The organism is Chloroflexia bacterium SDU3-3, from assembly GCA_009268125.1.
Lineage (GTDB): Bacteria > Chloroflexota > Chloroflexia > Chloroflexales > Roseiflexaceae > SDU3-3.
In genome coordinates, this window is sequence record WBOU01000010.1 from 100,978 (window position 1) to 115,740 (window position 14,763).

Consider the following 14,763-nt stretch of genomic DNA (forward strand, 5'->3'; position numbering starts at 1 on the left):
CCATGGATCTAGGACTACGCGGGAAAGTAGCGCTCGTCACCGGGGCAAGCAAGGGCATCGGCAGGGCCATCGCGCTGGGGCTAGCCCACGAGGGGGCCAGCGTGGCGATCAGCGCGCGCACCCAGCGCGACCTGGATGAGGCCGCCGAGGCGATCCGCGCGGCGGGCGGCACCGCGCTGGGCATCCGCGCCGACGCCACCAGCGCCGCCGACACCGCGCGGCTAGTGGAGACCACGGTAGCGCAGCTTGGCGGCCTCCACGTACTGGTGAACAACGCGGGCGGCATCGGGCGGTTCGCGCCCTTCGACGCCCTAGAGGATGAAGACTGGGACGAGCTGTGGGCGCTGAACGTGCTCTCGGCGGTGCGGGCCACGCGGGCTGCCCTGCCCCACATGCGGCGGCAGCGCTGGGGCCGCATCATCAACCTGGCCAGCGAGTCGGGCAGCCAGCCCGACGCCGAGATGGCGCACTACAACGCCACCAAGGCCGCCCTGATCAACTTCACCAAGAGCCTCTCCAAGGCCTACGGCGGCGAGGGCATCCTGGTGAACACCGTCTCGCCCGCCTTCATCCGCACCCCGCTGGTGGAGGCCATGCTGGCCGAACAGGCCGCACAGCAGGGCATCACCCTGGCCGAGGCCGAGCGCGCGTTCCTGCGCCAGCAGCGCCCCAACATCGTGCTGGGCCGCGCGGGCACGGCGGAGGAGACGGCGGCGGCGGTGGTGTTCCTGGCATCCGAGGCGGCATCGTTCATCACCGGCGCGAACTACCGCGTGGACGGCGGCTCGGTCGCCAGCGTGTAGCGCCTCGCACGGGCGGCGGGACGCATGCGGCGTCACTTTCTTGGGCGGGGCATCGGTATCATCGGATACCGTGCGATGCAATACGGCGCGAAGCGCATTGCCATACGCAGTGGGCATCGTGTGGGGGTTCGATGCATGCCGCGTTGCAATGGGGCGGGCATACAACCCGCCCCTACACCCGATGAATCACATTGCGGGCATCGCCCCCGATCCGATGCCCGCAATGAGTGATCGTTGCCGTCATCTCCCCACCCTTCCCATACGGCGAAGGTGCTGCTCGTGCAAACTGGCCATATGCACCAACACCAGCAGCCAGGAAACAGCATAGGAACACCCAAAATTGGGGGTTCAAAGGGGGCATCTACCCAGTAATCAACCACCACCGCCATCGCTTTTGGAAAAAAGCCCAACGCCGACGGAAAAAGTGACACCATATGAGGGCGGCGGGGTTAAGGCCCTGCCGCCCCCCATTCTATCTATGCGAAACCTCCTGCTCACCGCCTGCGCCCCGATCATCTGGGGCAGCACCTACCTGCTCACCGGCATGCTGGCCATGCCGGGGCACCCGCTGCTGATCGGCGCGCTACGCGCCCTGCCGATCGGCCTGCTGATGGTGGCGGCGCAGCGCCAGCGCCCTGCGCTGGGGGCCTGGCCTCGTCTGCTGGCGCTGGGCGCGCTGAACATCGGCCTGTTCTTCGCGCTCTTTTTCATGGCGGCGGCGCGGCTGCCCGGCGGTGTCGCCGCCACGATCAGCGCCACGCAGCCGTTCATGGTCACGCTGCTGCTCTGGCCGCTGCTGGGCCTGCGGCCCGGGGCGCGCGCGCTGGGCGCGGCGGCCCTGGGCGCGGCGGGCGTGGCCACGCTGGCGCTGAGGCCTGGGGCGCGGCTCGACCCCGTCGGCGCGGGCGCGGCGGCGCTGGGCGCGCTGGCCATGGCGCTGGCCACCGCGCTGGCCGCCCGCTGGGGCAGCATGGGCGCGCCACTGGCCACCACCGGCTGGCAACTGCTGATCGGTGGGGCCATCCTGCTGCCGCTGGCGCTCTGGCGCGAGGGCGCACTACCCCCGCTCACGACCGCCGCGCTCGGCATCTTCGCCGCGCTCGGCCTCATCCACACTGGGCTGGCCTACGCGCTGTGGTTTCGCGGCCTGGAGCGACTGGCCCCCGCCACCGCATCCATGCTCCAGCTGCTCACCCCGCTGGTGGCCACGCTGATCGACGCCGCGCTGCTGGGCAGGCCGCTGGGCCTAGCGCAGGCGCTGGGCGGGGCGCTGGTGCTGGGCGGGCTGGCCCTGCACGCGGCGAGGCCAGCTTGCCGCGCAGGGCCGCCGGTGCGATATAAGAAAGGTGATGAAATACAATAAACAGAGATAATCATCGCAAAATAGCAGATAGAATCACAGAATAGCAGGTAGAATCACAGAATAGCAGGTAGAATCACAGAATAGCAGGTAGAAGAACCCAAGGTCAGGGGGAAACGACCCAACACATCCATTGCAACACGCCCACGCTGCATGCGATGCACGCAGCGCGGGCACGCGCCCGCCCCTACGTCAATGATTGTATCGCGTGCATGCCCAACTGCTGCAGGTGGCAACCGCAGCGCATGCCTCGGTACGCCGGGTCGCGTCATCTGCCGCATCCCAATGCCCCGCCAAAAAAGTGCCACCTGTTGCGCGGTATGCTCCCTAGGTGATCGGTCGCCTTCTCCCCTTCTCCCCTTCGCGCCTTCGCGTCCTCGTGGTAACGAATCTTCAGTGGCGTACGAACGCCGAGACCTGGCTTCCGCCGCACGCCCACCCCAAAACGCGGCAGCGCGTGGTATCATAGCTTGCTCGCATGTGCTCCATGCGAGCAGGGCCAGCCAGGCTGGCGCTCGCCACCAGATCCAGGCATCGCACCCCGCCACCCCGCCCACACGATGGCATCTGGCCACCTGCTAGGAAGAGTTTGCTATGACCGATGCCCCCCAGCCCGCCCCCGTCGACCTGACCAACTGCGACCGCGAGCCGATCCACATCCCCGGCAGCATCCAGCCGCACGGCGCGCTGCTGGCCATGGTCGAGCCAGCGCTGCAGATCGTGCAGGCCAGCGCCAACACCGAGGCGCTGCTGGGCCGCCCGCCCGAGGCGCTGCTGGGCCAGCCGCTGGGTGCGCTGCTGGCCCCCGCCGACATCGAGCTGCTGCGGCGCGACATCCTGCCGCGCCTGGCCGAGGCCACGCCGCGCTACCTGCCCGCCATGCAGGTGGGCGGCGCGTGGTTCGAGCCGACCGTCCACCGCTACGACGGCCTGCTCATCCTAGAGCTGGAGCAGCAGCCCGCCGTGCGGCAGGCCCCCACCGACATCTACACCGCCACCCGCGACATCCTGGCCGCCCTGAACGCCGCGCCCGACCTGCGCAGCTTCTGCCAGATCGCCGCCGAGCAGGTGCGCGCCTTCACCGGCTTCGACCGCGTGATGATCTACCGCTTCCGCGAGGATGACTCCGGCGCGGTGCTGGCCGAGGCCTACCGCCCCGACCTTGAGTCGTTCCTGGGCCTGCACTACCCCGCGTCGGACATCCCGCGCCAGGCCCGCGCGCTCTACCTGAAGAGCTGGCTGCGCATGAAGCCCGACAACGACGCCCAGCCCGTGCCGCTGGTGCCGCAGATCAACCCCGCCACCGGCGCGCCGCTCGACCTGAGCCACACCACCATCCGCAGCATGTCGCCCATCCACAGCGAGTACCTGCGCAACATGGGCGTGCGGTCCACCATGTCGATCTCGATCATCCACGACGGCAGGCTCTGGGGCCTGGTGGCCTGCCACCACTACGCCGGGCCAAAGTACATCGCCCACGAGCCGCGCGCCGCCTGCGAGCTGCTGGCCCACATGATCTCGGTGCAGATCAAGGCCAAGCAGGACGCCGAGCAGCACGGCTACATGCTGCAGCTGGCCAGCGTGCAGGCCCAGCTGGTGGCCCAGATGGCCGAGGCCGAGCACTACCGGCTGGGGCTGACCCAGGGCCAGCCCAACCTGCTGGGCTGGATCGAGGCGGGCGGCGTGGCCGTGTGCGCCGACGGCGCGGTCGAGCGGCTGGGCTACACCCCCAGCGAGGCCCAGATCCAGGCCCTGGTGCGCTGGCTGATCTCGCTGGATGGCGACCCGGTGTTCGCCACCCACGCCCTGCCCGCGCGCTACCCGCCGGCCCAGGCCTTCGCGGATGTGGCCAGCGGCCTGATGGCGGTGCGGCTCTCGGCCTACCAGCCCGAGTACATCCTGTGGTTCCGCCCCGAGTACCGCCACACCGTCAGCTGGGCGGGCGACCCCACCAAGCCCGTGGCCGTCGGGCCGCTGGGCACGCGCCTGACCCCGCGCACCTCATTCGCGCTCTGGCAGCAGGAGGTGGCGGGCACATCCGCGCCCTGGCAGCCCTTCGAGCGCGAGGCGGCGGGCCAGCTGCGCCGCGCCATTTTAGAGCTGGTGATCCGCCGCACCAGCGAGCTGGCCCAGCTGAACGCCGAGCTAGAGCGCAGCAACCAGGAGCTGGACTCCTTCGCCTACATCGCCTCGCACGATCTGAAGGAGCCGCTGCGCGGCATCCACAACTATTCGCACTTTTTGCTGGAGGACTACAGCGACAAGATCGACGAGGAGGGCCAGCAGAAGCTCAACACCCTCATCCGCCTGACCCAGCGCATGGAGACGCTGATCGACTCGCTGCTGCACTACTCGCGCGTCGGGCGGCTCGACCTGGCCTTCGCCATGGTCGACCTCAACCAGGAGCTGGAGGAGATCGTGCTGCTGCTGGGCCAGCGCATCCGCGAGCGCGGGGCCGAGATCCAGATCCCCAGGCCGCTGCCCACCATCTACGCCGACCGCGCCCGCGTCGGCGAGGTGTTTAGCAACCTGATCTCGAACGCGATCAAGTACAATGATAAAGAGATCCCGATCGTGCGGGTCGACGCGCGGCGCGTGACCTTGCGCGACGAGTCGGGAGCGCCCGCCGAGGGCTACATCTTCTCGGTGAGCGACAACGGCATCGGCATCGCCGAAAACCATCACGAGGCGATCTTCCGTATCTTCAAACGGCTGCACGGGCGCGGCGAGTACGGCGGCGGCGTGGGCGCAGGCCTCACCATCGCCCGCAAGATCATCGAGCGGCACGGCGGCAAAATCTGGATCACATCGCAGCCGGGCGGGGGTACGACCTTCTCCTTCACGCTTGGCCCAGGCACAATCGACGACCAACAAACGCCATGAGAAAGCTTCAGCACCTGCTCTTTATCGAAGACAGCGACGAGGACGCCGAGGCAGTCGCGCGCACGCTGGCAAAAGACGCGCCCGGCATCACCTACACGCGCTGCACCACCGCCGATCAGGCGCTCGACTATCTCTACCGGCGCGGCAGCTACGCCAGCCAGGCCACGCCGCGCCCGCAGTTCATCCTGCTCGACCTCAACCTGCCCGGCACCGACGGGCGCGAGTTCCTGCGGATGATCAAGGAGGACTCCCAGCTGCGCACCATACCCGTGATCATCTTCACCACATCCAGCAACCCCACCGACATCGACGCGTGCTACCGCGCCGGGGCCAACAGCTACCAGGTGAAGCCAGTGAACTACGCCAGCTTTCGACAGGGCATGAAACACCTTCTGAACTATTGGATCGAGACCGTAGCGCTGCCAACGCACGAATAACGAACGCATGAGCAACCAATTGAAGACGATTCTACTTATTGATGATGCGCAGGAGGATCGTGTTGCTATTCGCCGGCAGCTTGTGACCGCACGAGGGGATGAGTGGGTGGTAGTGGAGGCAGAATCTGGGTCGCAGGGAATCGAGCTTTGGCGGAGGCACCTTCCAGCATGTGTGCTGCTTGACTATATGCTGCCCGACATGAGCGGGCTAGACGTGCTCGACATCCTATCCGGCGAGACGCAGGGGGCCGCGCCCGTGATCATGCTGACCGGCAGCGGCGACACCGCCGTGGCCGTGGAGAGCATGAAGCGCGGCGCGCAGGACTATCTTTCCAAAAATCAGCTCGGGGCGGCGCAGCTGGCCCGCGCGATCGACAACACGCTTGAGCGCGTGCGGCTGCACCACGAGCGCCAGCGGGCCGCCGAGCGCATCCAGCAGCTCCAGGCCCTCACCGGCGCGCTGCTGGGGGCGCTCGCCCCCGCCGAGGTGGCCGCGACCATGGCCCAGCACGCCCGCGAGGCGCTGGGCGCGCTGGCCTTCGCGCTCGATCTGGCCTCGGCCAGGGACGCGCGCACCCAGATCGAGGGCGACCCCGGTGGCGCGCTTGACGCGGCCATGGCCGAGGCCGAGCGCAGCGCCAGCGCGGTGTGGCGCGCGACACCCGGCGGCGACACGGCGGTGGCCATCCCGCTGCTGGTCGGCGCACAGCCGCTCGGCGTGCTGGGCCTGGCCTTCCCGCCCGGCCACGCCCCCAACGCCGACGACCGCGCCCACATCCAGACCATAGCCCAGCAGTGCGCCCTGGCCCTTGAGCGCGCGCGGCTCTACGCCGAGGCCAACCAGGCCCGCTCCATCGCCGAGGACGCGGTGCAGATGCGCGACCAGTTCCTGGCCGTGGGCGTGCACGAGCTGAAGAACGCGCTCACCCCGCTGTTCGGCAACGCCCAGCTGCTCATGCGCCGCGCCGCCCGCTCCAACGCGCTGGGCGAGGGCGAGCTGCGCGCCCTGCGCACCATCACCGACCAGGCCACGCGCATCAACCAGCTGATCTCGTCGCTGCTCGATGTGTCGCGGATCGAGATGGGCGCGTTCACCGTCGCGCCCGCCCGCTTCGACCTGTGCGCCATGGCCGAGCGGATCGCCGACGAGCTGCGGCCCGCGCTGACCCACCACACGCTCCACCTCGATCTGCCGCAGCAGCCCGTGCACATCGAGGGCGACGAGCAGCGGCTAGAGCAGGTGCTGCGCAACCTGCTGAGCAACGCGGTGAAGTACAGCCCCGACGGCGGCATGATCACCGTTCGCCTGACCGCCCACCGCAGCACCGTCGATCTGGCGGTGGCCGACCAGGGGCTGGGGATCGCGGCGGATGCCATCCCCAAGCTGTTCCAGCGCTTCTACCGCGCGATCAACCCCAGCTCGCACACGATCGATGGCAACGGCATCGGGCTGTACATCGTGCGGCAGATCGTCGAGCTGCACGGCGGCGCTGTCCATGTCGAGAGCGCGCGGGGCCAGGGCAGCACCTTCACCGTCACGCTGCCGCGCACGCCCGTGCCATAGCCCCCTGCGCCGCAGCCGCCTGGGCTGCGGCGCACCATCCTGCCTCTTCGGACAGCCCCAAACTGCCCCGCAGGGCCGATCTGCCCGCGCGCCCGCCGTGCTATCATCAGCCCATCCGCATCATTCCCCCAAAAAAGAGAAGTGAGGCATGGCATGACAGAAGATCGCACCTTTATCGAGCGCAACCGCGCCGGGCTGGATCGGCTGCGCGGCCTGGTGGAGAGCCTGAGCGACGAGGAGATGCAGCGCCCCGTGGGCGAGCACTGGACGGTGGCCATCGCGCTGGCGCACCTGGCCTTCTGGGATCGGCGGGCGCTCAACATGATCACGCAGAGCGAGCAGGCCGGGCAGCTCACGGTGCCGCCCATCGACGTGAGCGTGAACGACATCTCGCTGCCGCTGTGGGCCGCCATCCCGCCCCGCGAGGCAGCCCGCATGGCCATCGCCGCCGCCGAGGCCATCGACCAGCACCTCGCCCAGGTCGCGCCCGAGCTGCTCGCGCAGTTCTACGCCCACAACCCGCGCTGGGTCGAGCGCGCCCGCCACCGCGACGCCCACCTGGCCGAGGTCGAGGCTGCCCTGGGCCGCTAGGCGTAACCTGAGTGGGGCAAGCAGATCGGTAGGAACAACCAGCATAGCCCATGAGGTGAGGATGACCGAGAGTATTATCGACCGTGCCCTGGCGTGGGCCGAGGCGCGGCTGGGCGATCCATCGTACGCCGGGCGCTGCCTCGGCTTCGTGGAGGACTGCTTCGAGCGCGGCAATAGCATCGAGGTGTTCGGCTATAGCTCCGCGCAGGAGGCGGCGGATGCCTACGGCGCGCAGCCGGGGGGCCAGCCAGCGCCGCGCGGCGCGCTGGTGTTCTACGCCTGCCAAGGGCTTGTCGGTGGCGACCTGAGGCGCTGGGGCCACGTGGGCATCGCGCTGGGCGACGGGCGCGTGCTGCACGCGTGGGATGTGGTGCGGGTAGACCACGAGCGCGCCATCGAGCAGCTGGCCCCGCCGCCCACATGGACCAGCCCGGCCTACATCGGCTGGGTGCCCGCCGAGCGACTGCTGGCGGGCTGCGTGCCGCGCCAGTGGGACGCGCCGTGAGCGACGGCACGCCGATCTATGAGGACTGGACCACCGACTACGCCACGCTGGGCGACGATGTGTTTGTGGCCACCTCGGCCCAGGGCGAGCTGCGCTCGCGCCGCAGCCCGCTGGCCCACCCCACAGCCCTGGCGGTGCTGCACGGCGCAGCGGGCGACCGCCACCTTCGATCGCTGGCGGCCTCGTGCCTCATCCCGCAGCATCTGGAAGATCTCCACCAGCACGCGCTCCAGGGCAACCCCGACCCAGCCATTGTCGCCGCCATCCTGGGCGAGCTGGCCGATGATGTGGCCGTTCTGGACCGGGGCGACCCCGCCGCACGTCGCGTGGTGGCCAAGGCGCGCACCCTGGCTAGCCAGCCCGCACATGCAGGCGAGGCCAGCGCAGCATTCCTGCGCGCCTTCGCGGCCTGGGGCAAGGACAGAGAGCGGTGAGTGAACGAAAGAGTGCGCGATACAACAATGGGAATATATTTGCACTGGTAGATTTCATAGCAAAACAAGCTCGACCCCTGAAAGATCAAGCGCTAAACTAACTATCTCTGCTGATACCGCCTCCGCCAAAAGTGCGCCACACCTGCGCCAAACAGGAACATGAACCATGGCACACCAACACGCGCGCCTGATCGCCGCGCTGCGCAGCATGAGCGAGCCAGCGCTGGAGCTGCTCTACGCGGGCGGCTGGCCAGCGCGCCTCGCCCACCGCTGCGGCCTACAGCCCCCGCCGCACGTCATCCGCCACCACATCGCCCACGCCGAGGGCGGCGCACGGCAGCCAGCTCTGCGCATCGCCTTCGCATCCGATTTCCACGTGGGCGCGACCACCCACTGGGCGGCGATCGAGGCGGCGTGCCGGGCCATCGAGCAGCAGCGGCCCGACCTGCTGCTGCTGGGCGGCGACTTCGTGTCGCTGCACCAGCGGCATATCGGCCCGCTCGCCAGACGCCTGGGCCAGATACCGGCCCCGCTGGGGCGCTTCGCCGTGCTAGGCAATCACGACCGCTGGGCGCGGCCCCACATCATTATGCGCCACCTTGAGCAGGCGGGGGTCCAGCTGCTGATCAACGAGAACCGCAGGCTGCCCGCGCCCTTCGAGCACATCTGGGTCTGCGGGCTGGATGACGCCGACACCGGGCACCCCGACGCCCGCCGCGCCCTGCGCGGGGCCGACGGCACCCGCATCATCCTCATGCACTCCCCCGACACCCTGGCCAATCTGGGCGACGAGCCGTTCGCGCTGGCGCTGGCCGGCCACACCCACGGCGGCCAGGTGGCGCTGCCCTCGGGGCGGGCGCTGCTGGTTCCCGGCGGCGCGCTGTGCCGCCAGTACGCGGCGGGCATCTTTGCGCTGGGCGGCGCGCAGTCGCGCACCCTGATCGTGAGCCGAGGCGTGGGCTACAGCACCTTCCCCTTCCGCGCCTTCGCGCCCGCCGACGTGGTGATGGCGACGCTGAGGTGAGACAAGCGGCGCGCTGCGACAAAGTGGCGGACGCTGCGTATCTCTTTTCAGCAAGATCTGTAAGCATGTCCATGAGGATTTGACCTGTGAATAGTACCGCAGCAGCCCAGCGCCGCGCCCTCCCAAAGGCCGGCATATGCTTTCTAGCCATCGCCCTGCTGGCCATCGCCCTGGCTGGGGGCACGCTCTTCGCCACCCAGGCCGCCCCCGAAGCGCAGCAGACCCAGGCCATCACCGGCCTAGCCGTACCCGGCTTCGCGCGCAGCCGTGTGATCTTCACGCCCACCGGCGAGTCGATCATCGGCACCGAGAAGACCTCGGTGGTGGCGTGGGATCGGGCCAGCGGCAGAGAGCTGCCGCAGTTCACTCTCGCGGGGGGAGACCAGCCATGGTTCTACGATCTGCAGATCAGCCCTGACGGCACGATGCTGGCCATAGGCGGTAGCGAAGCCATCGTGCTAGATCGCGCCAGCGGCAAACAGATCCGCAGCATCCGCCCGCTGCCGAACAGCAGGGGCGACGAGCCTGTCTACCAGGTGGCCTTCAGCCCCGACAGCGCCAAACTCGCCATCCAATCCGGCAGTGTCGCGATCTACGACATCGCCAGCGGCACCTACGAGCAGAACATCCCCGCCCAGCAGCGCAGTTTGGTCACACTCGTGGGCATGGCCTTCAGCCCCGATGGCCGCTACATCGCGGTGGGACAAGAGAACGGTCAGACCGCGCTCTGGGATCTTCATTCGCGCCAGATCGTGCGCACCTTCGAGGGCGGGGGAACAAGCGTGGGCGACCTAGCCTTCAGCCCCGATGGCCGCTCCCTCGCCACCGCCGACGACAATGGCACCGCCAGCATCTGGGATATCGCCAGCGGGCGGCTTGCGCGCCGTATCACCGTGGGCAGCGACTGGGACACCCTGTTGGGGCGGCGTCCCCATGCCGAACCTCACAGCTGGAGCAGCGCCATCGCCTTCAGCCACGACGGCGGCAGGCTGGCAGTAGGCGGCAACGACGCCACCGCAGGCGTGTGGGATGTGCGGAGCGGCGTGCAGATCTATCGGCTTACCGGCCACACCGGCATGGTCAGCAGCATCGCCTTTAGCCCCAACGACCGATCGCTCGTCACACGCTCGGCAGATGGCTCGGTGCGAGTGTGGTCAGTCGCCGCACCCTAGCGCATCGCCGCAGCTGCCCCATCAAAGGCATGCGACCTATTGCGCGGCTGCGCGTATCTCTTTCTAGCCAATACGCTCATGTAGCCTGTAAGGAGTACCGATGCTATCGCTCGAGCAGCCCGCCGACGCCCAACCCCAGCGCCGCGCCCGCCGCCCAGCCGCCGGTCTGATCTTCCTCGCCACCGTCGTGGCGATCATCGCGCTGATCGGGATCTTCCTGATCGTGATCCAAGGCACCCCGAATGCCTCGCAGCTGCAAACGATCCGCTCTAGAAACAAATCGATGATCACGCGTGTCCGCACCGCATTCACCCCCGACAGCACGGCGCTGATCGGGCCAAGCGGCAGCCGCGCGGTGACATGGCAGCTCGGCAGCGGTAAAGAACTACAGTCGCTCCAAAATACCTACGAGCCAGATAGCTGGCTCCATGACCTGCAGCTCAGCCCCGACGCATCCATGCTTATGGTCGGCGGCGACAGCGTCATCATCTGGGATCGCGCCAGCGGTCGCGAGCTGCTGCGCATCCCCAATGCGCAGGCTGCAAAACCGTTCTTCTTGGCCGATCAGGTGGCCTTCAGCCCCGATGGTAAAAAAATTGCGGTCGAGGCATATGCCGTCTTCATCTACGACATCGCCAGCGGAACCTTTGAGGAGCGGATCGGCACCGAGGGCGAAAAGGAAACCATGCTGTTCGACGCGCTCAGCGTCGCCTTCAGCCCCGATGGCCGCTACCTTGTGGTGGGTCGTCAGAACGGCCAGGCCGTGCTCTGGGATCGCGACCTGCACCAGTTTGTCAGGACATTCCAAGACGAGGGGGATATGGTGAGCGACCTCGCCTTCAGCCCCGATGGCCGCTACCTCGCCACCGCCAACGACCTCAACATCGTCACAATCTGGGAAGTCGAGACCGGGAAGCGGGTGCGCACGATCACCATCAGCAGCGCATGGGATCGGCGGCTGGGCCGCGCGCCGCACGCACAGGTACGCGACTGGACCACCTCGGTGGCCTTCAGCCCCGATGGCAGGCGTATCGCCGCAGGTAGTACCGACGCCACCGCAGGCGTGTGGGATGTGCAGAGCGGCGCGCAGCTCTATCGCCTCGACGGCCACACCGACACGGTCAGCAGCGTCAGCTTTAGCCCTGATGGCCGCTATGTGGCCACCAACAGCCACGATGGGAACACGATCATCTGGCAGGTGGCGGACGAGACACCGTAGCCCCGCGCAGCCGCGGTATGCCGCAAGCCATGCCGCCCTGGCGACAGCGGCGTGCTGAGCCTGCCCGCCGTGTTCGAGCACCTAGTGCCGCGCCTCCAGGCCGCCCTCAATAGTGATCCGACCGGCTCGGTGGCGGAGCAAGAAAGCAAAGCACCACCGCTGCATAATCCAGCGGCGGTGCTTGCTCGGCGAGGAGGAGCCATGCTCTTCACCGCACGAGTTATCTAGGCAACAAAAGGGTCATTAGCGTGGGGGATGGTGCTATATCTCGATCATGGTAGGACTTACCTCTCTATAGCTTACATGGCTCACAATCGACACGCCGCATATATCGACCTACGCACTATATTCCTCGATCCGCACGCCTCGCTCCTCGATCCGCACGCCTCGCTCCTCGATCCGCACGCCTCGCTCCTCGATCCGCACCCCTCACTCCTCGATCCGCACCCCTCACTCCTCGATCCGCACCCCTCACTCCTCGATCCGCACCCCTCACTCCTCGATCCGCACGCCTCGCTTCTCGATCCGCACCCCTCACTCCTCGATCCACACCCCTCACTCCTCGATCCACACCCCTCACTCCTCGATCCGCACCCCTCGCTCCTCGATCCACACCCCTCACCCCTCGATCCACACCCCTCACCCCTCGATCTGCACGCTGCTTTGCACCTTCTAGAGTGGGGTTTGTTGACCAATGCGCTCATTTTCCTTGAGACAGGTATAGCCAAGAAGCCCTACACCTGCAGCAGATCACATTTGTCTCGCTTCTTGCTCTATGTTAGGATAAACAAATCAGCCATCACCATATGTAAAAGAGTGCTATCTACATCCAACCTTATACGCTATATATGCTGTATGTCGAAAACACATCGATAGAAGAGAAGCGAACCCTATGCCTGCAACAATCGAGGACATACTGCGCGGAAAGCCAGATGTCATCACCACCACGATGGACGCCAGCATCAAAGGTGTGCTCGGGGAGATGATCAAGCACGACTATAGCCAGCTGCCCGTCGTCGATAGCCAAAACAAGCCCATCGGGATGATCACCAACGACTCGATCTTGCGCACGCTGCACCGCTTCAACAGCAGCATCGGCAACCTGAAGGTGCGCGATGCGATGGTCAGGGTGCCAGCCAGCTATCGCACCGATGACGACATCTTCGATCTGCTCGACGGCCTGCAGCAGAGCGATGTAGCCCTGGTGGTCGACGAGCACCGCCAGCTGCTCGCCATCATCACCACCTATGACACAACGGCCTACCTGCGCCAGCGCGCGCAGGACATCATGATGGTGCGCGACATCGAGGAGATGATCAAGAGCTACATCAACGCGGCCTTCACCAGCCCAACCGGCGAGATCGACGAGGAGAAGCGGCAGGAAGCGGTCAACACTGTTACCTTCACACCTGGGGTTAGGAAGGAAAAGTTCCAACAAGCTCTTACCGCATATCTTTCTCAGGCTGGTATTACTAATTCAACAATCAACCCAGACATCCTTGAAAGCACATTTCGGCGATATATCTATACAGCACCCGTAGTAAAAACATTTGATAAGCTCACACTCAACGGCTATATCGACATTCTTACCAGCCAATCACGCTGGAGAAAATACACTAACGTATTTAGTCTCGAACGGGCCACAATAATTGCACTACTACAATCTGTACGCGATACCCGCAACGCCCTGGCCCACTTCCGCGACAACATCAGCGACCAGCAGCGCGAGGAGCTGCGCTTCTGCAAGGAGTGGCTGGCCCGCCACGAGGAGGCGGTAAACCGCACGTTTGGGCTGGCCGAGGGCGCGGCGCTCGCGCCCCAGCCCGAGGATGAGCCAGAGGAGCAGGCAGCATCCACTAGGCAGGAAGGTACCAGCACGCCGAGCGACCACGCCGCGTCTGGCGGCAGCCCAAGCACCGCCGACGCCGACCCAACCGTCGCCGAGTCATCGGGCGGCGCATCTGGGCGCTACGCCCCGCTCATCGGCCACCTGGTCAGCCAGCCCCAGAGCATGGACAAGCTGACCATGACCTTCGGCGAGATCGACCAGATCTTGGGCGAGCCGGGTCTGCCGCCCTCGGCGCGGGCCTATCGCGCGTGGTGGGGCAACGACACCACCAGCCACGGGCACGCGCAGCAGTGGCTGGGTGCAGGGTGGCATGTGGCCACCGTGGTGATGGCCGAGGAGCGGGTGACCTTCGCCCGCAGCAGCTCGCACGAGCGCGGCTACCTGGCATTCTTCACCACGCTGCGGGCCGAGCTTGAGCAGGCCGCGCCTGGGGCCTTCCGCATCGCCACCCCCACCATGCGCCACTACCTGACACTCGACACCGCGCAGGTAGAGGGCAGAACAGTGGCGCAGATCTACGCCACATTTGCGCGCATGAAGCGTTTCCGCATCGAGCTGTACATCGAAGCCGACACCAAGGAGCGCTCCAAGGAGCTGTTCGACCTGCTGGCCGAGCGCCGCAAGCAGATCGAGGCCGAGCTTGGCGAGCAGCTGGACTGGGAGCGCCTAGATGCCTATAACCCAGCGCGCGTGGCCAGCTACACGCCCGGCAGCATCGCCGCCGAGGAGGCCACACTGGCGCAGCTGCGCGCCTGGGCCGTGGCCACCGCCACGAAGATCGCCCCCGTGCTGCGCAGGCACCTGGCCGAGGTGGGGGCGGAGGCAGAAAAGCGCTAGCGATCCGCTGACTCGCCGTATGATCGCACGGAAAAATTGAAACACGCCTGCCCGAACAATCGCGCAGGCGTGTTGACGAAAGCTC

Annotated in this window: 12 protein-coding genes and 1 pseudogene; 12 read left to right on the forward strand and 1 reads right to left on the reverse strand. The window is 66.9% G+C overall.

What is annotated here, in order from left to right; all coding sequences use genetic code 11:
- The first annotated feature begins 2 nt into the window (after positions 1 to 2).
- The 11 genes from F8S13_17125 (at position 3) to F8S13_17175 (ending at position 11,992) form a co-directional block, all read left to right on the forward strand.
- Entirely contained in the window at positions 3 to 803 is an 801-nt protein-coding gene (locus F8S13_17125) for a glucose 1-dehydrogenase (GenBank protein ID KAB8141859.1), read from the forward strand.
- Between the two features lie 469 nt (positions 804 to 1,272).
- Complete coding sequence (locus F8S13_17130; GenBank protein KAB8141968.1) at positions 1,273 to 2,166, forward strand: EamA family transporter; 894 nt, start codon at positions 1,273 to 1,275, stop codon at positions 2,164 to 2,166.
- 591 nt (positions 2,167 to 2,757) lie between these two features.
- Entirely contained in the window at positions 2,758 to 5,046 is a 2,289-nt protein-coding gene (locus tag F8S13_17135) for a GAF domain-containing protein (GenBank protein KAB8141860.1), read from the forward strand.
- Positions 5,043 to 5,483 carry a response regulator gene (locus F8S13_17140; protein KAB8141861.1) on the forward strand — a complete coding sequence of 147 codons (441 nt, stop codon included), beginning with the start codon at positions 5,043 to 5,045 and terminating at the stop codon, positions 5,481 to 5,483. Before F8S13_17135 ends, F8S13_17140 begins: the two co-directional genes overlap by 4 nt.
- A 7-nt stretch (positions 5,484 to 5,490) precedes the next feature.
- Positions 5,491 to 7,047 (forward strand): hybrid sensor histidine kinase/response regulator, encoded by a 1,557-nt coding sequence (locus tag F8S13_17145; GenBank protein KAB8141862.1) that lies wholly within the window; start codon positions 5,491 to 5,493, stop codon positions 7,045 to 7,047.
- A 153-nt stretch (positions 7,048 to 7,200) separates the two neighbouring features.
- Positions 7,201 to 7,638, forward strand: coding sequence for a hypothetical protein (locus tag F8S13_17150; GenBank protein KAB8141863.1), 438 nt, complete (start codon positions 7,201 to 7,203; stop codon positions 7,636 to 7,638).
- 61 nt (positions 7,639 to 7,699) lie between these two features.
- Complete coding sequence (locus tag F8S13_17155; GenBank protein ID KAB8141864.1) at positions 7,700 to 8,143, forward strand: NlpC/P60 family protein; 444 nt, start codon at positions 7,700 to 7,702, stop codon at positions 8,141 to 8,143.
- On the forward strand, positions 8,140 to 8,577 hold the full coding sequence (locus tag F8S13_17160; GenBank protein ID KAB8141865.1) for a hypothetical protein: 438 nt from the start codon (positions 8,140 to 8,142) through the stop codon (positions 8,575 to 8,577). The genes F8S13_17155 and F8S13_17160 overlap by 4 nt, the downstream gene beginning before the upstream one ends.
- A 166-nt stretch (positions 8,578 to 8,743) precedes the next feature.
- Positions 8,744 to 9,601 carry a hypothetical protein gene (locus F8S13_17165; GenBank protein ID KAB8141866.1) on the forward strand — a complete coding sequence of 286 codons (858 nt, stop codon included), beginning with the start codon at positions 8,744 to 8,746 and terminating at the stop codon, positions 9,599 to 9,601.
- Positions 9,602 to 9,687: 86 nt separating this feature from the next.
- Positions 9,688 to 10,773, forward strand: a complete 1,086-nt coding sequence (locus F8S13_17170) for a WD40 repeat domain-containing protein (GenBank protein KAB8141867.1) — start codon at positions 9,688 to 9,690, stop codon at positions 10,771 to 10,773.
- Between the two features lie 100 nt (positions 10,774 to 10,873).
- Positions 10,874 to 11,992: a WD40 repeat domain-containing protein gene (locus tag F8S13_17175; GenBank protein KAB8141868.1), complete on the forward strand. Its 1,119-nt coding sequence runs from the start codon at positions 10,874 to 10,876 to the stop codon at positions 11,990 to 11,992.
- 515 nt (positions 11,993 to 12,507) lie between these two features.
- On the opposite strand, the pseudogene F8S13_17180 reads toward F8S13_17175, so the two are convergent.
- Positions 12,508 to 12,687, reverse strand: a pseudogene (locus tag F8S13_17180) (peptidylprolyl isomerase).
- 197 nt (positions 12,688 to 12,884) lie between these two features.
- On the opposite strand from F8S13_17180, the gene F8S13_17185 reads away from it, so the two are divergent.
- Complete coding sequence (locus F8S13_17185) at positions 12,885 to 14,678, forward strand: DUF4268 domain-containing protein (protein ID KAB8141869.1); 1,794 nt, start codon at positions 12,885 to 12,887, stop codon at positions 14,676 to 14,678.
- Positions 14,679 to 14,763 lie beyond the last annotated feature (85 nt).